The organism is Paenibacillus doosanensis, from assembly GCF_025060755.1.
Lineage (GTDB): Bacteria > Bacillota > Bacilli > Paenibacillales > NBRC-103111 > Paenibacillus_S > Paenibacillus_S doosanensis.
This window is the reverse complement of sequence record NZ_JANYUY010000019.1, coordinates 13,993-34,311: the sequence shown is the minus strand read 5'-3', so window position 1 is coordinate 34,311 and position 20,319 is coordinate 13,993. Positions and strand designations below refer to the sequence as shown.

Here is a 20,319-nt window from a genome sequence, read left to right as displayed (position 1 = left end):
TCTCCCATGCGCCGCCGGCTGACCGACTGCAGTTCGGCACACAGCCTGGTATCGTCCCAGTTTTGAACACGCCCGTCCATTTGCCAACGGAGGTACAATTACTATTCAAGTCCTTCAAAATTGCATCGCCAATCAGACACCCATGCGGGAAAATACCCTAATCGGTAAGCTACTCTCTGGGAAGAAATGTTGCTTGCGATTACGTCATAGCTCGGTATCTCTCCACGTTCCAGTATTTCAAAAGTTAACCTGTTTACAAGATAACTAGCTAATCCCAAATTACGATATTTAGGTAATACCTCTATGCCAATTTGCCACAGCTTTGTACAGGTTTTGCTTGCTCCTGCCACACCAACAATTTCCCCATCTTTCTTTGCAAGCATAGCCAGATCCGTCTGCCAGGGAAGATTCGTATCATATATAATAGCTTGATTGAATTTTGCAGCATCCAATAAACCGACCACTTCTTCTCGCTCCATCCGTTCAAACGAAAAAAGGTTCGGCGGTGACATCGGCTTAATTTTTTGTACATCAGGCAGAAAATGCAAGTAAAGTCCTCGGATAAACGGTAAGGAGAATACGGTATCCCTGTTTTTGCCCTCCATCTGTGTTTTGGCAATGATCAACCGTTCGGGTGTAGCCGATACTACAATAGATTTTCCCATAGACAGGATTTCGAAATAACGCGCCTTCCTCGGAAAGGGTCTGCATCCAGGATTTTTTTTAGCTTCAACAAAAATAATGCTATCCTTTTCGCCGTTCAGGTCATCGATAGTGCAATTCAGGTCAATCGCAAGCTGTGATTGCACAATGAACAGCATTTCTTTTTGGGTCATAATCATCGTTACCCTTCCTTTCGTTTCTGGGACGCAAGAATCTGTTTTATTTTTTCCTTGGGAACAGCAGCTCGATTTGGGTGCCTGCGTGAATGGCGGATTCAACACGGATGACACCCCCGTGCACGTTCACGATCCATTTGGCGATGGATAAGCCAAGCCCGGTCCCGCCTTCTGCGCGGGATCTCGCTTTATCCCCGCGGTAGAAACGATCGAATATATGAGGGAGATCTTCCGCAGCGATGCCGACGCCGTTATCTTTTACACGAATGCAAACGAAATTCCCTTGATACCGGCCGCTGATTTCGATTGTTCCGGAGGGCGGAGTATTCTTTAAAGCATTGTCCAAAAGAATGATCAGCAGTTGCCTGATTCTTCCCTCATCTCCCCACAGAGTCAACGGCTGCATAACATCGGTTACAATATGAATGTCCTTCGTACTTGCCAACAGTTCAAACCGTTCCGACAATTCTTCTATCAATGCATCCAAGGATATTTGGGATGAGGAAATTTCCAGTTGATTCGAGTCAGAACGGGCCAGCGTCAGAAGATCGTCCAGCAGCTTGCTCATTCGCTTGCTTTCTTTTAATATCACGACGATATGAGAGCTTTCCTGTTCGATGGAGTGATTCGGATACCGGAGAAGCAGCTCGGTTTGCGCGTGGATGACAGCCGTCGGGGTTCGCAGCTCATGGGAGGCATCCGCTACAAACCGTTGTTGTTTTTCCCATGCTTGCTGGATTGGAATTAATGCACGGCCGGCCAGAAACAACCCCGCAAAGGCAGAGATGACCGCGCCGACAACCATTCCGGCACCTATATCCCAAAGCAGAGAACGAAGGGTATGCTGCAGGTCTTCCAGACTTCGGACAATTTCGACGGAGGCTATCGAGCTGTGGCTCTGGCTTTGGACCGTGAACTGCATCGCACGGTAGCTGCGTTGGTCCACTCGTACCGTTCGTACGGCTGCTGAATCGGAAGGGGCTCTAAGCTGATCGGCCAATTCGCCGGAAAAAGCTTGCTTGGGCGATTGCCCTACCAGTTGTCCCTGGGCATCCCAAAAAAGGTACACCGTTCTTTCATCCTTCTGAAGATCGGCCCGGTCCGAACGAAGCAGATCATTCAAATTCCGATAGGAATGGATTCTTTTTTCCGCTTGATGTAAAATTTCATCCGTTTCGTGGAACAAGCGAGATTTCATGTGCCAATAGAATAAGGAGCTTAACAGACACAGAATAATCAAAAAAACCACCGTGTTAAGAATAACAAGACGCCTTCTTGTGTCCTTAAACATGGAATACATAGCCGACCCCCCGTACCGTTCTAAGCAGCGAGTCTGCGCCATGCGCCGCAAGCTTTTTGCGAAGATGATGGACATATACGTCGATCGCCGATGTGGCCGCTCCCGAATCAAAGCCCCACACACGGTCAAAGATTTGCTCGCGAGTTAAAATGCGGTCCTTGTTGCATAGGAAAAATTCCAACAACGCATACTCGGTCGCCGTCAAATGCAGCGGGATTTCCCCGTTAAAAGCATCGCGCAGCCCGGGAACCAGACGGATCGGTCCGCAGATCAAATCTCCTTCCTGTCCGATCCGCCTTCGGAGGACCGCCCTAGTCCGTGCCATAAGCTCGGAGACAGCAAAAGGCTTCGTCAAGTAATCGTCGGCTCCCGCATCCAAACCCGACACTCGATCCTCCACCGCATCCTTTGCCGTTAGTAAAATGATAGGCACCGGCATCCCTTGCGACCGTAGCCGCCGGACGATTTCGATGCCGCTCATCCCGGGCAGCATCACATCGAGCACTATTAAATCATGTATGACTTGTTGAGCCAAATAATATCCTTCGTCGCCGCTTTCGGCCGTATCCGTCAAGAAAGACTCGCCTTCAAAAATGTCTCGGATGACGGCAAGCAGGGATACATCGTCTTCCACTATAAGCACACGCATACCGGCTTCTCCTCTTATTAGTATTCTTTATATCCATACTATCAGAAAGACCGATTTTAAGAAAATTTAAATAATTCCCCATTATAATAAAGCTCATCGGCAGAGAAAAATGAATGACAATCGGATTGGAGCGATTCCCAATGGCCAAATTGAATAAGAAGTGGGTAGTTCTGTGTTCAACAGCTATAGCTGTCGTATATGCGGCTGGATATGCTGCGACGGAAACCCAAGCCTCGATAGATCAAACCGCGACTTATGTCCGGACGGATCAACCGTATACAAATGTATCCAGCAGGAAATACAAGGACGGCACATATACAGGGATGGGAAGAAACCGCAGAGGCTCCATTCAAGTTGCGGTAACAGTGAAGAACGACAACATCACGGACGTAGAGATCAGTGACTTCGCCATGCATTATTCGGAAAGAGACGTGGCCGGGCTGCCCAAGGAAGTGCTGCAAAAGCAAAGTGCCCAAGTGAAAAACGTTTCGGGTGCGACTTACAGTACGCAGGCATTCCGGGATGCCGTTCAGGATGCACTCGCCCAGGCCATGAATGCTTAAATAAGATCGATTAATGAGGTATTGACATGAAGAAAACCAAGCTATATATGGATACCGTAGTTGATATTCAGGTTGTTGCCGAGGGGGCGAAGGAATCCTTGGCGGTCGAAAGAAGCATGGATCGGGCTTTCGAGATGTTTCGGCAAGTCGAGCTTGCTTGCAGCCGGTTTGATCCTGACAGTGAGTTAATGAGAGCATGCCGACATGTCGAAACCTCCGTTAAAATAAGCCCGTTCTTGTTCGAGCCTCTAAAGTTTGCTCTGGAGATTGCTGAATGGACGAACGGCGTATTCGATCCTACTGTTGGCAAACTAATGGAGGAACGTGGGTTTAACCGCCGCTACTTGACTGGGGATATCGTGGATAGTACTGCATCCGGCTCCGCAACTTTTCGGGATATCGTCTTGAATGAGCTCGAACAGACCATCTGCTTGCTGCAACCGGCCGTGCTTGACCTCGGAGCGGTAGCCAAAGGGTTTGCCATCGACTTGGCAGCGAAGGAATTAAGCTGCTTCCCCGGTTTCTTAATCAATGCCGGTGGGGATATTTATGCGGGAGGACAGGATGAGTCCGCGGAACCGTGGACCGTAGGAATCCGTCATCCCCTGAATCGACAAGATGTTATCTATACGGTATCCATGTCCAATGAAGCCATTTGCACCTCGGGAAGCTATGAGCGCAAGAGTCCCAAAGAGGCGGGACAGCATCATTTGATTCATCCTCAAACCAAGCTTTCTCCTTCCGGCCTGGTGAGTTGCAGCGTTATCGCGCCTTATGCCATGTTGGCCGACGCCCTTTCCACGGTATCGTTCCTTCTAGGGAGTGATGGCGCGCGGCAACTGATCGAACAAGAGAAGCTAAAAGGCATTTTGATCAATTCATCTATGCAAATCATAAAAGCAGGTGAGATATAAGTGACGGCAAAGCAATGGCTTCAATCCCCCAAGGGCTACGTAACAATGGCAATGATCGCCTATCTTGTTATTGCGTCCCTAGGCTCTCATAGCGCCGCGGGCATCATGAACGGACTTATCGCTGTAGTTGTTTCGCTGCTTATCGATTATTTGTGCTCCCGGGCGGAGAAGCGCAAGCGAATCGTGCTGGACGGCGCAGTGATCACCGGGCTCATTGTTTCCCTGGTGCTCAGCAGTACGGCTTCTTGGCTTATTCTATCGGCTACAGCGGCTATGGCTGTGATCTCCAAGCATCTTATCGTGTATAAGAAAAAGCCGGTATTAAATCCGGCGGCGCTAGGTTTGCTCCTCTCTATTCCGCTGTTTCATGCTGGGCAAAGCTGGTGGGGAGCCTTCGGCGACCTCCCTGTCTGGAACATCCTCTTTTTGCTGGCAGGAGGCTATATCATATCGAACCGAGTACAGAAGTATCCTCAAGTTTTCGCATTTTTTGCGGTATTCTTTCTTTTGCTGCTGGTAATGGGAGTTCTCCACATAGGAGAGGCTTCTGACGCACTCCGGCCGCCTTTTATCAATGCAACATTGTTTTTCGGGTTTTTCATGCTTACTGATCCTCCTACTTCCCCCGCCAAAGTCAAGGACCAGATCGTTTTTGGTATTGCGGTGGCAGTGACGGGAGCTGTCGTGTATGCGATTTTCGGCGGATTGACCTACTTATTCATCGGACTGCTTGCAGGCAACATATACCACTGGCTTAAAGCGCGCTTACCGCTGCAGCTGTCGAAGGAAAACCGATATAATCATTTTAAGTGAATATGACGATATTTGAAGAAGAGCGGTTAAAGCTACCATCGAAATCATTAAGTGATGAGGTTGAAAAAAAATGACGCAACGAACAAATTCCAATTCGCCTATACTTGAAATCCTCGGAGCCTCCGCGAAACTTGGTTTGACTTCATTTGGCGGCCCTATCGCTCATTTAAGCTATTTTCGTGATGAATATGTCAACCGTAGAAAATGGCTCGATGAAAAAAGCTATGCAGATTTGGTCGCCTTATGCCAATTTCTGCCGGGACCTGCAAGTAGTCAAGTTGGAATATCCATCGGCATGATGCGTGGTGGGTTGCTTGGTGGAATCGCTTCCTGGATCGGTTTTACATTACCTTCCGCTTTGGCGTTGATGATTTTCGCATATGCATTAAAAAACTACGATGTAGGCAATGCCGGTTGGCTTCATGGGTTAATGATCGTCGCTGTTGCCGTGGTTGCACAAGCGGTTTGGGGAATGGCTCGGAGCCTTGCTCCCGATCGTACTCGGGGGACGATTGCTATCCTCACCTCGGTCGTCACCTTATTATGGCCTTCCGCTTACGGCCAATTGATACTCATCGCCGCTGCGGGGCTGTTCGGCCGATTTTTTCTGGCAACATCCGAAGTGCCGGAAACTCCTCGTATAGGCATATCCATCAGCCGCCGCGCAGCAATGTTCGCCTGGATTTTGTTCTTTGGATTGCTGATTGGGTTGCCGCTATTGCGAGCGGTTTTTCCCTCCTATTGGTTAGCGGTTTTTGACAGCTTTTTCCGCGTGGGTTCGCTTGTTTTTGGCGGGGGGCACGTGGTACTTCCAATGCTTCAGGCCGAAGTCGTTCCTCCGGGCTGGCTAACGGATTCTCAATTTCTTGCCGGCTACGGTGCAGCTCAAGCCGTCCCGGGTCCATTATTTACCTTCTCCGTTTATCTGGGAACCGTCATGCACGGATGGATTGGAGCGATGATCGCCCTAATCGCAATGTTTCTTCCGTCCTTTCTGCTCGTCACAGGCGCATTACCGTTTTGGGATGCGGTTCGCCGTCGCCCAAATTTCCAATCGGTCTTAAAAGGAATAAATGCCGCTGTTGTGGGCATTTTGCTCGCGGCCCTGTTTAATCCCGTTTGGATGAAGGCAATACATACACCTTACGACTTTTGTCTTGCTATTGCTGCGTTCGGTTTGCTTATGCTGTGGAAACTTCCTCCGTGGTTGATCGTGTTGTTCTCGGCAGCAGGCGGTTACTTGATCTCCGTATTTTCTTAAGTTTTGTCAGTCTGAAAGCAGACTCTTGTGCGATTGCCGCTGTCTGTACAACGATAGTTCAGCCGTGATGATATAAAGCAAAATTGCATCGAACAGAATCCATAAACCTAGTAAGCCTAGAATGATTCCAGCTAATTTCTCTGCCCATTCGCCAAGGTATCGCTTCAACTTAGAACCAAATGCGAGTCCCAAAAACGTAAAAACAAACGCTTGCAAAGCAACTAAAATAATGGTCAGCGCAATAGGTATACCAATAAGTCCAATTGAAAATCCAATAGCTAATTCATCCAAACTAATACTTACTGCGGTTATAATTAAGGTCCATCCCACCAAATTCCTTTCCAGCTTGTCTTCCTCTTCATCCTCGTCCTCAAAGAAGACAAGCCAGACGGCTACTACCAACAAAGCAATTCCTCCAATTAACGAAGCCCACTCCCCAAAAAGCTGACCTGCACCTTTTCCGATAAATAAGCCAACCAAAGGCATCAAAGCTTCAGCAAAAGCAAAAATCAATGCGATTTTGACTTTACCCTTCGTTTTAATAAATCCCAATGAAATAGATATCAGCAGCGTATCCATTCCAAGCGATACAATAAGTAAAATCATTTTCAAGGCTACCAATAAATCCTCCTCCAATTTTGAGTTATTGTATAATAATGAAACAATATGTAACCGTGATTTTTTTCAAGCTGAATATACTGCAAAAAGTCAAAAGAAACTGGATGACTGCATGGCTTCACTTGAGCATTTTACGTGTGGCAGCTAGGGACAAAAAAGTCCAAGACTGCCACCCATAACTGCGTCTATCTGTTCCGCGACGGGCTCGGAAACGCCTCGTCGTCCGCGTGAACGGGCTCTTGGCGTTGTCGCGCTCACGGCTGCCGTGGGATGGTAAAAGAGACGACGGTTCCCTCTCCCGGCACGCTCCTGATAGACAGCCCTTGGCCGTACATTTGGAGCAGACGGCGGTGCGTGTTGGCAATGCCAATTCCGGAACGCGATGGATCGGATCGGTTCAGCAGCCGTTCAATCAGATCGGAAGCCATACCGACACCGTCATCCTGTACTTCAACGGACACGCCGTTAGCCGTGCGCCCCACTCGCAGTCGCAGTGTCCCTCCTTTTGCCCTCTTCAAAATTCCATGCCGGACGGCGTTTTCCACCAGCGGCTGAATCGATAGCGGCGGGAGCAACAGGGAAATGCCCGGTTCGATCTCTTGGACGACCGACAGTCTCTCCCCGAATCGTTCCTGCTCGATATACAAGTAAGAGCGCACAAGCTCTAGTTCATGCTCCAGATCGACCATGGCGCGCGTATTCGAATAATCGAAGCTGATTCGCAGAAAGGTCGCGAAGGCATCGCCGATCTGGCGCATTTTCTCCGTATCAATATCCCCGAGGGCAATCAGGGAATTTATCGTATTAAACAGGAAATGAGGCTTGATCTGCGCCTGCAGATAGGCCGCTTCCATCCGAAGCCGCTCCGACATCGACCGCTTCAACGCAATGAGCGAGCGGATTCGGTATTTCAGCTCCATCGCATCCGCAGGCTTGGTCACATAGTCATTGGCTCCAACGAGAAAGCCGGTATACATATCCGCCGGCTGGCCGCGCGCCGTCAACAGCAGCACCGGCAGCTCAGAGACGGAACGGCGTTCCCTCACCTTCTCCGTCAGCTCATAACCCGACATGCCCGGCATCATGACATCCGCAATCAACAAGTCCCACTCGCCTTCCGCCAGCAGCTCCAATGCCTGATGCCCCGACAACGCCTTCGTAACGCTATACGGCTCGGTTGACAATATGCCTGCAAGCACATCCAGGTTCACTAGATCGTCGTCGACAATCAGAATATGAATCGGGTTGTCCGGCGAATGAAGCCAATCCGATAACGTGAACCGGGCGTCCGTTTCACCGGTCGCATCATCCGGAAAGCGATATTCGGCCTCTGCTACCGGCATGACTGTCGCTGCTGCCTCCAGCGCAAACGCCTCGTGCCGCACCGCATCTGCCGCCCTCTCCGCCGCTCCGTCCGCCACAGGCAGTCGGAAGAGAAAGGTTGAGCCGCAACCCGGCTCCGATTGCACGAACAGTTCGCTTCCGTGCAGCTCCACCAGCTCCTTGCAAATGTTCATGCCAAGGCCGAGGCCCCTGCCGTCGCCTCTGTTGTGCGTTCCTTGCATATATGCGACGAACAGGCTGGATAGCGTCTCTTCGTCCATGCCGATACCTGTGTCGGCTACTCGTATCTCGATCTGCCCGTTCAGCAGCTCCGCCGAAACCACGATTTCGCCTTCTTCGGTAAATTTGAACGCATTGTGCAGCAGGTTATAGAGAATTTGCACCAGCCGCTTCTCGTCCGCCCATACGGGGGGCAATGATGTAGCCAGCGCAAGGCGAAACCGAACGGGCTTGCCCTCGGCTATATATTTGAGCATGCTGGCAACGCCTGGCACGATGGCGTGAAGATTGAGAGGCTCAGGATGGAGTATAATGCGATGTTCCCGAAGTTGCGCCAAATCCAGCAGATCGTCGAGGAGCCTGGACATGCGCCGGCTTACCTTTCCGACCAGCTCCAAAGCCTGCCGGCTATCATCCTCCAACTTGTCCAGTTCCCGCGTATACACGCTGTTCGATAAATTCATGATGCCGTGCAGCGGCGTTCTCAGTTCATGCGAAGTATTCGCCAGGAATTGGTCCTTCATCCGGTCGGAGACTTTCAACTGCTCGTACAGCCGCTCCACATCATCGGAATTGCGGATATATTTCTTGAACCAATACACGGAGAACGCGATAAGCGCAATAGTCAGGTCGAACGGATAATAAACGCTCGACACTTCCACGTAATTGTCCAAGTTAGTCCACATCAAATTGGACACTATGCACACGGCGGTAATGAGAATAAAATGAATATCCTGATCATCCGTTTTGCCGAATACCATTTTCCACACAACCCCTACAAACCAAACAAGCGGGATCAGATAAGAAAGCAAATAAACGCCGGCATCCAGCATCCGGTTCACCATCGAGATTGGCAGGAACAGGGTGCCAAGGCCGAGGCACAGCAGCATGACCGTGTAAGCCTTGAATCCGACACCGACTCTCTGAATACCGGCGAACTTTCGATGCAGGTACAAAACCGCATAATTTTGCACCATCACCGCAAGAATACGTAATTTAATGTTCCAAGTATAATTGAGCGGCAGCCACATGGCCAACACCTTGTCGTGACTATTGGCTACGACAAGGGCAACCGCCACATAGATAAGACCGCTGACCAGAAGAGAACGGTTTTGCGGCTTATACGCATAGACGATGCTTCCGTACAAGCCATGCAGCAGCATAATCAGCACCGTCATCATTTGGAAATCGATCGAATAGGTTCTGGTTGACTCTATGCTTGACTGCAACCCGAACAGCACGGGTTGCACAAGCCCGCCCGACATCGGCGAATCATAATTGGCCACGCGCAGCAGCAGTTCGATCTCTGTGACATCCGCTTTATAGTAGACCGCCGTATAAGGTATGTTGTCCGGCTTGTATTCCTCCGGATCGGCCGCTACCGTCCCGGACATTCCTGCTGCCTCCCCGTTTACTTCAGCTTCGGAGGAGCTTTTGATGCTGCGTATCGAGAACGCAATCGGACTCTTCAGCGGATCGATAAGAATCCGCAGCCTGTACGTGCCGTATCCGTAGGCGCTATCATCTCCCGCCTTTTCCAGACTAGACGGCATTCCCCAGTTGCCGGGAACCTGAATGGTTTGCCGCGGCAGCTCCTTCAATTGAAGCTCCTCGTGAGACAACAGCCGCCCCGGATACCAAGCCCATTCCCCGTTCAGTGTCATCGGTCCGGCTTTCTCCCAATTCTGCCCGCGCAGATCGATCACGCCGTCCTCAGCCTGCATGGTTCGGTCCACCGGGAACAGCAGCCCGGACCATAGCAGCCCTCGCAGACTGAACAGCAGGCCAAACAGTAGTATACACAGCAATAAATTTCTATATTTCCTAATGATCAATACGATAGTGTCCATATATCTATCTTAGTTCGACAGCCGCTTCGCATAATCCTTGTACTTCCCAGCTGCAAATGGTGCCTGACGTTATTTAGATGATAACGGGATAAGACTGTTCTATCCACCATGCGCCTAAACCTGAAATCAGCCCTCCTATTCCCGTTATGATGAGGCTGGGGATTATAACTTTTTTTCTGCCGATTCTGTCGGATAAGTAACCTGCAATTGGAATGAGGATAATCGCTATGACAGAATATACCGTAATTAGCAAGCTCACTTGAAGGGATGAAATTCCGAGCTTGCTCCGAATGGATGGCAGAACCGGTATTAGCATGGAATTACCGAGTGTTATTATAAGCGGTATAGACGCAATGGAAATAAGATCCCATTTTTTACCCTCTTCCATATTTCTCGCACCTTACCCCGTTTTTTTTGATTGAGCATACAATGGAGATGCTGTATACTAACGTTCCCAGAAAAAAAGCCCTCTATTCCGACAGGAAAAGGGAAAAATGGATGTGATACACAAACGGCAGGAGTTAATTAAAATGGCTTGACGACCATAAGGACCAATATGGCAATCATCAGCAGCTGCGCTGTCGTCTCGATGGGTACGATCTTTTTTAGCAGCCGTCCGAACTCGGCGGGTATTTCATTACCCTGGTCTTGACTTTCAGATAGGATCTTTACGATCTTTTTCATACGCGGCTCGATCCATCCGTCAATCATGACGACCATAAGCAGTGATAAAAGGATGGATACATTCAGCCACATTTGGGATAACCCCATCTTCGTTATGATCATAAGCCAAACCCCGGTTAAAATAAGTACGAATCCGCCAATTTTAGGTATTACGGCGAGCTTGGTCGTTATATTAACAGCAAAGTGCAGCTGGCTGACGGTTCTGGCGGATCTGCGAATGACGGGCATTACGAAAGCGGGGCCAATGATGGCGATCGAAGCCAATATATGCAAAGCGAGCAGTAATCCAAACAAACCCATTATCCCCTTTCTCCTCAGCGCGCGGCAATACTGCTTCGATAGGCTAGACCGACTCTTTTTCTTTTAAACGCTCCTCCGAACTCAAGATGGTCCAGCATGCATTTTGCAACATCGTCATAAGCAACATTCAGTTCTTGAAGTCGGCTGAACAAGTGACCGGCTATATCTGCCTCGGAATATTCCTTGATCGTCTCCGGAATCGGAACGGGCAAGGTTTCCGTCGTTACATGCAGATGAACCGGATCTGGATACTCTCTCGAATCAGTCATGGTTCCCGGACACATAATGGACCAATCGAGCGTAGTCTGCTGCAGCCTTTGGAAATTCCGGTTATGGTTTTTATATTCAGGCGGGAAGCCGGGCAAATTGTTGCCGATAAGATCCGTATAGGGAATATCCAGCAGGCCGGCTCCTCCCATTATCCATACCCGCCCGGAGAAACTAGGCTGGAATTCACATTGGCTTATAATGTTGTCAATGATACGAACAAACTCTTCTCCCTGGCCTGCATGACCGGCTGCGATAATAGCGGCGTCTTGATGCGCGAGCGCCTCACCGACGCTGACCGGGTCCATTATATCGTCCGCGATGACCTTCACCTGTTTCGCGGAATGCTCCCCTAGCTGTTCATAAAGCTTCTCGGCATTTCGCACAAATGCGGTCATTTCATGCCCCATTTGTAGCCCTTGCGCCAGCACTCTTTTCCCTGTATTCCCCGTCGCTCCGAAAACAATAATTTTCACTGTTCGTTCCTCCTCTTTAGTGGCCCAATATTTGGTTGACTCAAGATTAACATCGCTTCAGAGTTATGTTAAGAACCCACTTTAAAGTAGGGTACTTACTTAAAAGTAAGTATGACCCACAGGGGATACGCGGAGGTCAGGGAGGACAGGAGTTCTAAGACAGTGCGCAGGTAAACACAAAAGCTGCCCGGAATCCCGTAGCAGCTTTTGGATTTAAGTTGATTGAATTAGTGTCCAAGCCCATGGAACCAGCTTTATGACGCCGGCTCTTCATATTTCCGCTTATTATGATTTTCTCCCCAAGCACACATGACTTCTGCTACAGGAATTAACGTTCTGCCGTATTCACTAAGAGAATATTCGACCTTTGGAGGGATAGAAGGATAAACCGTTCTATCGACTATGCCTTCTTGTTCCAAATCTCGGAGATGCTGCGAAAGCATTTTTTGTGAAACATCAGGTATTAGCTTTTCCAGATCGTTGTATCGCCGTTTGGATTCAATCAAATGCCATAAAATCATTGGCTTCCATTTGCCGCCTAAAACATGAATGAGCGTCTCAACTGGACATTCTCGCTGATGAATCATAGATAAATCCTCCCCTTAATTACTCGATAACAAGAAACTGAAGAATCGTATCATTTACTAAAATAGGGTTTTCCCTAACCATATGTGGTCTATGGCTCCCGCCCGGGACAACAAAATAATTCGATCCTTTGACAAGCGAAGCCAGACGTTTGACTCTCTCCTCGCCGGCAAATGGATCATGTTCCCCTGTAATAAATAATGCTGGACATTCAATGCTGCTAAGCTGGTTCTCTGTAAGCTGCGGGTATAATCGCCAATCTTGCGCCGATTGTCTCATGTGTTCTTCCCAATTGCCTTTATGCGCTTCTTCATGTCTTTCGATCATTTGATTGATCATATCGTGCAACCCTTTTTCAATCATCCATTCCGGCTCGAACTCTTCGGCACCAGTTGGATCGCAAAAACCGCCGGTGCCTATCGTTGTGAGCGTACTCACTCTTTCAGGATGGTTAACAGCAAGGTAAAGCCCGACATTCGCCCCTAAGCTATATCCGATAAAATGAGCTTTTATTATACCTAACTGATTCATGAATTCGAGGATGTCGTCTGAAATTTGAGGTGTAGACCATTCGAGACTTGCGCATCTTGTTCTGCCATGTCCTCTGAAATCCGGGAAGTAGCAGGTATACTTCTTTTGAAAATCCAGCATTTGGCCAGCGAAAGCCAATATACCGCGTGAGTAGCCGCTGTGCAAAAAAATGATAGTATCCCCATTGCCCATTTTTTCGTAAAACATTTCCAGATCTTTAACCTGGATATAAGGCATTGCACTTCCCCCTTTCTTGTCAACGTTTACAAACACAGGGTTTTCTCGACTCATATGTGGTCTATGACTTCCACCAGGCACTACAACATAACGCGAGTTAGGAATTAGACTTGTTACTCTTTTAAGCTCTTCCTCTGGTTATTCAACTCCTCAATCGTAAATAGGTGCTTTTCCAAATTGTAGTAGTAGTTGCCGCTTATTGAATTAAACTCGTATACGCAGTAGTCAGGATCATCTACTCCAAGTGAATAATACTTCTCGTCCCCTTCTGTCCAAAGCATTCTTCTGCTTTCATGATCTTGGCATACCTTCATATCCCCAATCAGCATAAGGCCATTACTTTTGCCTGCAAAATAGAGGCATGCCTTTGAATTCACCAAGAATTGTCTGGTACGAATCGAGGAAGTGTTTGTTGAAAACCAGAATTTAGTTAGCCCTTCATGTACTTTTTTGAACATCTGTTTTGTATTGGGATAGCCATTTTCATCAGTAGAACTGACTATGATCGTACGAGCCTCTTCCACCAGAGACATGATTTGCTTCAAGGTAACGGAATCCATAAAATCACTCCTCGTAATGTTTTAGATTATTAAGTACTTTTGCAAGCATGCTGTCGAACTGCTCCATTTCCTTATCCGAAAATCCCCGGTAAAACAATTCATTCATCTGCGCTGTGACTTTATCGTAGTTATCACTAAGAGCTCTAGCTTGCGGTGTAAGCGCAATCAATATTTGTCTTCGATCGTTTGGATCTTGATTGCGTTGAATATGACCTTGCGCACACATTCGATCAAGCATGCCAGTAAGTGTCGTTTTTGCAAGCGAGGTCTTCTCACCCAGTTCAGTAATTGTTATATTATCTTTCTGCCAGAGAACAAACAAGATACGTCCTTGAGCGCCATTGAATTCCTCGATAGCATTTTCTTTAAGTAATTTTTCGAAAATTCTATTGCTAAGCTGTTTAATTTGGGATATGTAAAACCCCCCACGAGTTTCTCGATTCATTAAACACCATCCTCATATTACTATATAGGATAATACTATATGGTACTAAATGCAAGCGGTTATTCTTATTAAACTCGAGTCATTTTCCGTCAAAGTACGGAAAATGACTCCTCGTTACACTCCGCTCACACGCCCTCCTGTCCTTGGACAAGTTCCTCTCTTTTACAGCTATATGGATGGTCGATGTCGAACACGAACTGCTCAATCCGGGACTTGATTGCATCGCGAACCTTCCGGAATTGGCTCATAATCTCATCCTCTGTGCCAGTTGCTTTAGCCGGGTCATCAAACCCCCAATGCCATTTCTTTACATTCTTATTGGAAATGACGGGGCAATTCTCATCCGCATGGCCGCATAGTGTAATGACATAATCTGCTCTGTTCAACACATCCGGATCGATCACGTCCGAAGTATTTTGACTAATATCAACACCCGCTTCCTTCATCACTTGCACCGCATAGGGATTCAGCCCGTGCGCTTCAAGTCCTGCGCTCTTCACTATATATTTATCGCTTCCTAGAGCAGTTAAAAACCCGTCTGCGATTTGGCTTCTGCAGGAATTGCCGGTGCACAAAAAGTAAACTAACGTTTTTTTCTCCATGGCGAGTATCTCCCTTTTGATTGAATTCGTTATATCCGCAGCGTTTGCAGCACATAGAGCCATATAAAAAGCCCGGAGAGTGTAATGAACAACGTAGGTACTGTCAAAAGGATGCCAACTTTAAAATAATAGCCCCAGCTAATTTTCACGTTTTTTGCGGAAAGCACGTGTAGCCAGAGCAAAGTAGCCAGTGAGCCGATCGGTGTAATTTTGGGCCCCAGGTCGGAACCGATCACATTGGCATAAATCAGCGCTTCACGGATAATTCCATTCGTTGGCGTACTCTGGATCGCCAGCGCGTCAATCATGACAGTCGGCATGTTGTTCATAATGGAAGACAGGATCGCGGCTATAAACCCCATACTAATCGTAGCCACAAACAGCCCTTGGCCTGCAATCGCTTGAATGACATTGCCTAGCGCGTCGGTCAGCCCGGCATTTCGCAAGCCGTAAACAACTACATACATGCCAATCGAGAAAATCACCACTGCCCAAGGAGCACCCTTCAGCAGATTCCTTATATGAATCTCATGACATGTTCTCGCCGCGAAAAAGAACGCAATTGCGGCGATACCCGCAACAACGGATACAGGGATTGAGAAAAATTCACAGACAAAATATGCGGCAAGCAAAGCGGCTAAGATCGCCCAAGATAATTTAAAAAGCCGCAAATCTTTTATAGCTTCATGGGGCTTTTTTAGTTGAGTTACATTGTAGCTGCCCGGTATGCGTTTCCAGAAATAAATGTAGAGTACAATAAGGCTCGCTGCAATGGAGAAAAAATTCGGAACAATCATCCGACTCGCATATTCCGCAAAACCAATTTTGAAGAAATCGGCGGATACGATGTTAACCAGGTTGCTGACAATTAACGGTAAGGATGCGGTATCGGCTATAAATCCGCTGGCCATAATAAACGGTAAAACCATTTTTTCGTCGAACTTCAGCGCTCGGACCATGGCAAGTACAATCGGCGTTATGATCAAAGCTGCCCCGTCGTTTGCAAAAAAGGCGGCGACCGCCGATCCAAGCAAAATGATAAATATAAACATGAGCAGACTGTTCCCACGCGCGAGCCGCGCCATATGTAGAGCTGCCCATTCAAAAAATCCGATTTCATCGAGAATCAATGAGATTAAAATAACGGCTACGAATGCCAGGGTAGCATTCCATACGATGCCGGTGACGGTGCCGACGTCCGCAATGCTGACTACCCCGAACATTAGGGCAAGAAGAGCTCCCGCACTCGCCGACCACCCGATATTTAATCCCCGTGGCTGCCAAATGACGAAAATTAAAGTAACGAAAAAAACAAGAAACGCAATGACGGCCATGTTGTCCTCCAGCTTATTCGCAGCAATCGTTTTTCATTGGATCAATTTTTTGTTTTAACGACGGAATATAATCCAATACTGCCTGAATATAAATTTTGCCTTCAATATTTAAAGAATAATAAATCCACTGTCCCTTTCTTGTTTCACTAACAAGCCCAGCCGATTTTAATTTTCGCAGATGCTGGCTTGCATTAGGCTGGGACGTTTCCAATATATCCACGATGTCGCAGACACAAAGCGGCCGTTCTTTTAATAAAGCCAGTATCGTTAACCTTGTTTTGTCTCCGAGCAGTTTTAAATTTTCCGCCAATTCATTTATTTGTTCCATAGAATCCCTCCACTTAGCCACTATCCAAGTTTTGTCACCCACCTCAACTCAAATAAATTATATAATAGTATAATTATATAATCAATTGATTATATATAAAGAAATTGTAAACGAGCTATTGTCAGACAAAAAAACATCGTCAAAATTAGACGATGTTTTTGTTTACAAAATTAAAACGTATTGTATACATTTTCGCATTCTTCCCCAGTCGGTTCATAAAAACAGTGCTTCCTGAATCGTCCTACGAGCGGCTGATTATACCAAGTATCCGGACATGGTCCGGGATTTTCGAATGATCCTGGACGGAAATACCATAGGGAAAATTTAGCTGGCCAATTCCGCTCCCCATTCACCGCCCGTTGCGCCAGACGGCGTTCTCTATCTCTTGCGCCTTGATAGTACAAACCATGCTGCAACGCTTCGAACGCATGCGGCTGGTTGATCATTTGGGGAATGGTCCGGATTCCTTTGAAATCGGAGCAATTCGCTCTTATTCGGTTAATGCCAACATTTCCTACAAGGAGCATGCCCATTTCGCCTTCGGTCTCAGCTTCAGCTCGAAGCAACCTTGCCAGCATATCAATATCCTGTTTCCTGGCTTTTACGACTGCCATTGACTCACCTCCTAGATTGTATTTCTAGAATTATGATATTGTAGGCGAAGCGGATGTATTACTCTGGCAGCAAAATAGTGAGCGAAAATAAATAGCTGTTCCGTAGTCCATTGGCATTCAGCTTTGGAAAGTTACTTGATCCTTGCCTCCAAATGATGTATATTTTACATTGACATTATAGCAGGTCTAAAAAAAGGGGGAGCCATGTCACCACGTACTAAAGAACAGAATGACGCGATCCGTGAAATGCGGATGAACCAAATTATGCAAGCGGCTGCGGAAGTATATTTGGAGAAAGGTATTCAATTGGAAATACGCGATGTTGCGGTCAAGGCAGAGCTCGGTTACGGAACCGTATATCATTACTACAAAAATAAGCACATGCTTTTGGAAGATTTACTATGGGATGCCCTGAATCAGACGGAGTCGGCCGTGCTGTCCGCTTTGACGGGAGACGCCGGCAGTTTGCTTAAAGCTGAATCGTTCTCCAGATTGCTCCTGCAGAAGTGCATCCAAGATCCTTCTGTGTTTATTTTGCTTAAAACGGTTGCGGATAATTTTCAGCACTTCCCGGGAAACCGCTTCATCAAGCTGTTTGCCGATTTTCAGGAACGAATCTATTGGCCGTTTGTGGAAACGGTTCGTGACGGAATCGATTCCAAATCGCCTGAGAAAACAGCTAATCTGATATTTGGCTCGCTAGTTGGCTGCACAGCATTGAACATTCACCATAATATGCGAAACGAGATGGATGTGGAAGGTATCGTCAATATGATTTTTTCTGGTATACAGCCAAAGGAGTGATGAATGGAATGGTCATCCTGAAATCGAGAGCAGAAATTGAAGAAATGAGAAAAGCCGGTCGAATTGTCGCTGCTTTTCATCAAGCAATCGCAGGTATGATCCGGCCGGGTGTCACGACGCTCGATATCGAGTCGTTCGCGGTGCGGTTCCTGAAGGAGAATGGCGCCAAGGCTTATACGATAGGCTATAACGGCTATCCGTTTGCGACATGTGCGTCTGTCAACGACGTCATTGCACATGGTTTTCCGAACCAGAAGCCGCTCAAGGAAGGCGATATCGTCAAAATCGACATCGTCGCGGAGGCGGATGGCTGGATCGGCGACTCAGCTTGGTGTTATGCGGTCGGCGAGGTGTCGGAAGAAGCCCGCAATCTGATGCGGGTAACGAAGGAATGCTTATATCTTGGTATCGAAAAAGCTGTCGTCGGAAACCGGATCGGCGATGTGATGCACGCGGTTCAAACCCATGCCGAGCGAAACGGATTCTCGGTGGTGCGCGATCTGCTCGGTCATGGCGTAGGAAGAGAAATGCACGAGGAGCCTAATTATGCCCACGTCGGGAATCCGGGCAAAGGGTTCCGCTTGAAGGAAGGGATGGTTTTTACGATCGAGCCGATGATCAACGCCGGGAAAGCGTTAATGACGGTTGATGCCGACGGATGGACCGCCAGAACCGCTGACGGCTCGCTTTCCGCACAGTACGAACATACGATCGCTATCACTGAGGACGGCCCGATGATATTGACCGCACAATAGTACTTTTATTTGGTCGTCTGCTTGAAATACAAGATGCTGCATCCGAGCTGCCCCTGCCTCCCCCTTCTGTGCCGTACCGGCAGCCGGGAGCCAGGGAGTTGGCTAACATTCTGGTCACTAAAAAACACCATTATCCCTTCCTGATCCACTCGATTCAGATGCTTATCCAGCGTGTTCCTGATTCCGTCACTAAGTTCATGGATGGAATGTACATATGGGAAATAATCGAATATCAGCCCTTCCGATCGTTCGCTCGCCCTATTCATGATCAAATTTGCCTCATTTTCAGAAATGTGATAGCTTTCTTTTAATAAACTCTTAATCCCATCCATTATTACTGGGTTTTCCCTTTCTTTTATAATCTCTACAGGAATCCACATGCTCCCGCCTCCAATCAGGTTTTTCATATTTTAAATAAAAGAGCAGTAGATATTTCGAACCCTCCGCCTTTGCGCCTTTTCTTAAAAACTTCCCGCTCCTCTTCCGTTTTTATGAACAGGTATGGAAGGAACAGCTCTCTAATCAGGTGTTTCGTATGGATCGCAGCACAGCTTATATTTCAGGCTTAACTCCAATCCAGTACCGGAACAGCAATTTAAATTAAATGAATCAACATCCGTTTGTCATTACCTGTCAATTCCATATGCGCTGCGTGGGAAAATATGTTTTAATATATTAAAGGAGTGTGGTACAGTGGACATAAAAACTTTTCTATATCCCAAGAATGAGGTCTCTTACATCACGACATCTTCCAATATGAAAGAAGCCTTAGATAAACTGGAGGCGTGCCACTATTCGGCCATTCCGATCCTGCACGACAATGGAGTATATTACGGAACGCTTTCCGAAGGAGATTTGTTATGGAAAATGAAAGCTACACCTGGCCTCAATTTCGATACGATGCATGAAATTCCCGTCGTCTCCATCAATAAGCGACTAAAAATCGAATGCGTCAAGATTGGCGCCGATTTGGACGACATGCTTTCGCTGGCTGCAGATCAGAACTTCGTCCCGGTTGTAGATGACGAGGGCGTCTTCCTTGGTATTATTCGGCGCAAAGACATTATCGAATACTACACACGAAATATTACGGATTAATTGCGAAAGAGCCGATGTTTCTCCCGACAATAACAGCAATAAGAAAACACCGTCTATTTTATGACGGTGTTTACTAAAGATTTAGATCCTCCCCGGCGTTTTTTTAACTTCAAATGTAGTAGCATCGGTATAGCTAGTGGTCGATAAGTTCTCATAATTGGAGGGGACTTCCCCGATCTGATCCGCAGATGCTTCCGTTTCTTCCGTCTCCGGCAATTCCCAGCTTGCTTTTTCGAAATTCATCTTTTCTTCTATTACTTTATCTTCGGGCATGAATGTTCAGACCTCTCATTATTTGATGGTTTAATCCATTAATACTTTTTCCTCGC

At 47.4% G+C, this 20,319-nt stretch carries 24 protein-coding genes and 1 pseudogene; 7 read left to right on the top strand and 18 right to left on the bottom strand.

Annotated features, from left to right (window positions below; all coding sequences use genetic code 11):
• Window positions 1-101 precede the first annotated feature (101 nt).
• The 3 genes from N0M98_RS15160 to N0M98_RS15150 all read right to left on the bottom strand — a co-directional run bounded on the left by N0M98_RS15160 (window position 102) and on the right by N0M98_RS15150 (window position 2,788).
• Entirely contained in the window at window positions 102-842 is a 741-nt protein-coding gene (locus tag N0M98_RS15160; protein ID WP_259618424.1) for a GNAT family N-acetyltransferase, read from the bottom strand.
• A 40-nt stretch (window positions 843-882) separates the two neighbouring features.
• The gene (locus N0M98_RS15155; protein WP_259618423.1) at window positions 883-1,908 is read right to left on the bottom strand and encodes a sensor histidine kinase; all 1,026 of its coding nucleotides are present in this window, start codon (window positions 1,906-1,908) and stop codon (window positions 883-885) included.
• 214 nt (window positions 1,909-2,122) lie between these two features.
• Window positions 2,123-2,788, bottom strand: coding sequence for a response regulator transcription factor (locus N0M98_RS15150; protein ID WP_259618422.1), 666 nt, complete (start codon window positions 2,786-2,788; stop codon window positions 2,123-2,125).
• A 140-nt stretch (window positions 2,789-2,928) separates the two neighbouring features.
• On the opposite strand from N0M98_RS15150, the gene N0M98_RS15145 reads away from it, so the two are divergent.
• The 4 genes from N0M98_RS15145 (at window position 2,929) to chrA (ending at window position 6,339) form a co-directional block, all read left to right on the top strand.
• On the top strand, window positions 2,929-3,351 hold the full coding sequence (locus N0M98_RS15145) for an FMN-binding protein (protein WP_259618421.1): 423 nt from the start codon (window positions 2,929-2,931) through the stop codon (window positions 3,349-3,351).
• A 26-nt stretch (window positions 3,352-3,377) separates the two neighbouring features.
• The gene (locus N0M98_RS15140; protein ID WP_259618420.1) at window positions 3,378-4,265 is read left to right on the top strand and encodes an FAD:protein FMN transferase; all 888 of its coding nucleotides are present in this window, start codon (window positions 3,378-3,380) and stop codon (window positions 4,263-4,265) included.
• Window positions 4,266-5,078 carry an RnfABCDGE type electron transport complex subunit D gene (locus tag N0M98_RS15135; RefSeq protein ID WP_259618419.1) on the top strand — a complete coding sequence of 271 codons (813 nt, stop codon included), beginning with the start codon at window positions 4,266-4,268 and terminating at the stop codon, window positions 5,076-5,078. It begins immediately after the preceding gene.
• 70 nt (window positions 5,079-5,148) lie between these two features.
• Entirely contained in the window at window positions 5,149-6,339 is a 1,191-nt protein-coding gene (gene chrA / locus N0M98_RS15130; protein WP_259618418.1) for a chromate efflux transporter, read from the top strand.
• 6 nt (window positions 6,340-6,345) lie between these two features.
• On the opposite strand, the gene N0M98_RS15125 is transcribed toward chrA, so the two are convergent.
• The 13 genes and pseudogenes from N0M98_RS15125 to N0M98_RS15065 form a co-directional block, all read right to left on the bottom strand.
• Window positions 6,346-6,960 (bottom strand): manganese efflux pump MntP, encoded by a 615-nt coding sequence (locus tag N0M98_RS15125; protein WP_259618417.1) that lies wholly within the window; start codon window positions 6,958-6,960, stop codon window positions 6,346-6,348.
• A 251-nt stretch (window positions 6,961-7,211) separates the two neighbouring features.
• Complete coding sequence (locus N0M98_RS15120; RefSeq protein WP_259618416.1) at window positions 7,212-10,328, bottom strand: ATP-binding response regulator; 3,117 nt, start codon at window positions 10,326-10,328, stop codon at window positions 7,212-7,214.
• A gap of 118 nt (window positions 10,329-10,446) precedes the next feature.
• Window positions 10,447-10,758, bottom strand: a pseudogene (locus tag N0M98_RS15115) (MFS transporter); the annotation flags it as partial.
• A gap of 137 nt (window positions 10,759-10,895) precedes the next feature.
• Complete coding sequence (locus N0M98_RS15110; RefSeq protein ID WP_259618415.1) at window positions 10,896-11,354, bottom strand: DUF2269 family protein; 459 nt, start codon at window positions 11,352-11,354, stop codon at window positions 10,896-10,898.
• Window positions 11,355-11,368: 14 nt separating this feature from the next.
• Window positions 11,369-12,097, bottom strand: a complete 729-nt coding sequence (locus N0M98_RS15105) for an NAD(P)-dependent oxidoreductase (RefSeq protein WP_259618414.1) — start codon at window positions 12,095-12,097, stop codon at window positions 11,369-11,371.
• 254 nt (window positions 12,098-12,351) lie between these two features.
• Complete coding sequence (locus N0M98_RS15100) at window positions 12,352-12,684, bottom strand: winged helix-turn-helix transcriptional regulator (RefSeq protein WP_259618413.1); 333 nt, start codon at window positions 12,682-12,684, stop codon at window positions 12,352-12,354.
• A 19-nt stretch (window positions 12,685-12,703) separates the two neighbouring features.
• Window positions 12,704-13,450, bottom strand: coding sequence for an alpha/beta fold hydrolase (locus N0M98_RS15095; RefSeq protein ID WP_259618412.1), 747 nt, complete (start codon window positions 13,448-13,450; stop codon window positions 12,704-12,706).
• A gap of 113 nt (window positions 13,451-13,563) precedes the next feature.
• Window positions 13,564-14,010: a pyridoxamine 5'-phosphate oxidase family protein gene (locus N0M98_RS15090; protein WP_259618411.1), complete on the bottom strand. Its 447-nt coding sequence runs from the start codon at window positions 14,008-14,010 to the stop codon at window positions 13,564-13,566.
• A 4-nt stretch (window positions 14,011-14,014) separates the two neighbouring features.
• A complete protein-coding gene (locus N0M98_RS15085; protein WP_249863285.1) occupies window positions 14,015-14,455 on the bottom strand; it encodes a MarR family transcriptional regulator in 441 nt (146 codons plus the stop codon).
• Between the two features lie 125 nt (window positions 14,456-14,580).
• Window positions 14,581-15,057 carry an arsenate reductase (thioredoxin) gene (gene arsC, locus N0M98_RS15080; protein WP_249863286.1) on the bottom strand — a complete coding sequence of 159 codons (477 nt, stop codon included), beginning with the start codon at window positions 15,055-15,057 and terminating at the stop codon, window positions 14,581-14,583.
• 29 nt (window positions 15,058-15,086) lie between these two features.
• Window positions 15,087-16,391: an arsenic transporter gene (locus tag N0M98_RS15075; RefSeq protein WP_259618410.1), complete on the bottom strand. Its 1,305-nt coding sequence runs from the start codon at window positions 16,389-16,391 to the stop codon at window positions 15,087-15,089.
• A gap of 13 nt (window positions 16,392-16,404) precedes the next feature.
• Window positions 16,405-16,719, bottom strand: a complete 315-nt coding sequence (locus N0M98_RS15070) for an ArsR/SmtB family transcription factor (RefSeq protein WP_249863288.1) — start codon at window positions 16,717-16,719, stop codon at window positions 16,405-16,407.
• A gap of 170 nt (window positions 16,720-16,889) precedes the next feature.
• Entirely contained in the window at window positions 16,890-17,333 is a 444-nt protein-coding gene (locus N0M98_RS15065; RefSeq protein WP_249863289.1) for a cell wall hydrolase, read from the bottom strand.
• Between the two features lie 204 nt (window positions 17,334-17,537).
• Between N0M98_RS15065 and N0M98_RS15060 the strand changes: the two genes are divergently transcribed.
• Both N0M98_RS15060 and map read left to right on the top strand, forming a co-directional pair.
• The gene (locus N0M98_RS15060; RefSeq protein WP_249863290.1) at window positions 17,538-18,137 is read left to right on the top strand and encodes a TetR/AcrR family transcriptional regulator; all 600 of its coding nucleotides are present in this window, start codon (window positions 17,538-17,540) and stop codon (window positions 18,135-18,137) included.
• Window positions 18,138-18,145: 8 nt separating this feature from the next.
• On the top strand, window positions 18,146-18,892 hold the full coding sequence (gene map / locus N0M98_RS15055; protein WP_249863291.1) for a type I methionyl aminopeptidase: 747 nt from the start codon (window positions 18,146-18,148) through the stop codon (window positions 18,890-18,892).
• 5 nt (window positions 18,893-18,897) lie between these two features.
• On the opposite strand, the gene N0M98_RS15050 is transcribed toward map, so the two are convergent.
• Window positions 18,898-19,272, bottom strand: coding sequence for a hypothetical protein (locus N0M98_RS15050; protein WP_259618409.1), 375 nt, complete (start codon window positions 19,270-19,272; stop codon window positions 18,898-18,900).
• Window positions 19,273-19,585: 313 nt separating this feature from the next.
• Here N0M98_RS15050 and N0M98_RS15045 point away from each other — a divergent pair, with 313 nt between their 5' ends.
• Window positions 19,586-19,990 carry a CBS domain-containing protein gene (locus tag N0M98_RS15045; protein WP_259618408.1) on the top strand — a complete coding sequence of 135 codons (405 nt, stop codon included), beginning with the start codon at window positions 19,586-19,588 and terminating at the stop codon, window positions 19,988-19,990.
• Between the two features lie 81 nt (window positions 19,991-20,071).
• On the opposite strand, the gene N0M98_RS15040 is transcribed toward N0M98_RS15045, so the two are convergent.
• Window positions 20,072-20,263, bottom strand: coding sequence for a hypothetical protein (locus tag N0M98_RS15040; RefSeq protein WP_259618407.1), 192 nt, complete (start codon window positions 20,261-20,263; stop codon window positions 20,072-20,074).
• Window positions 20,264-20,319: the final 56 nt, after the last annotated feature.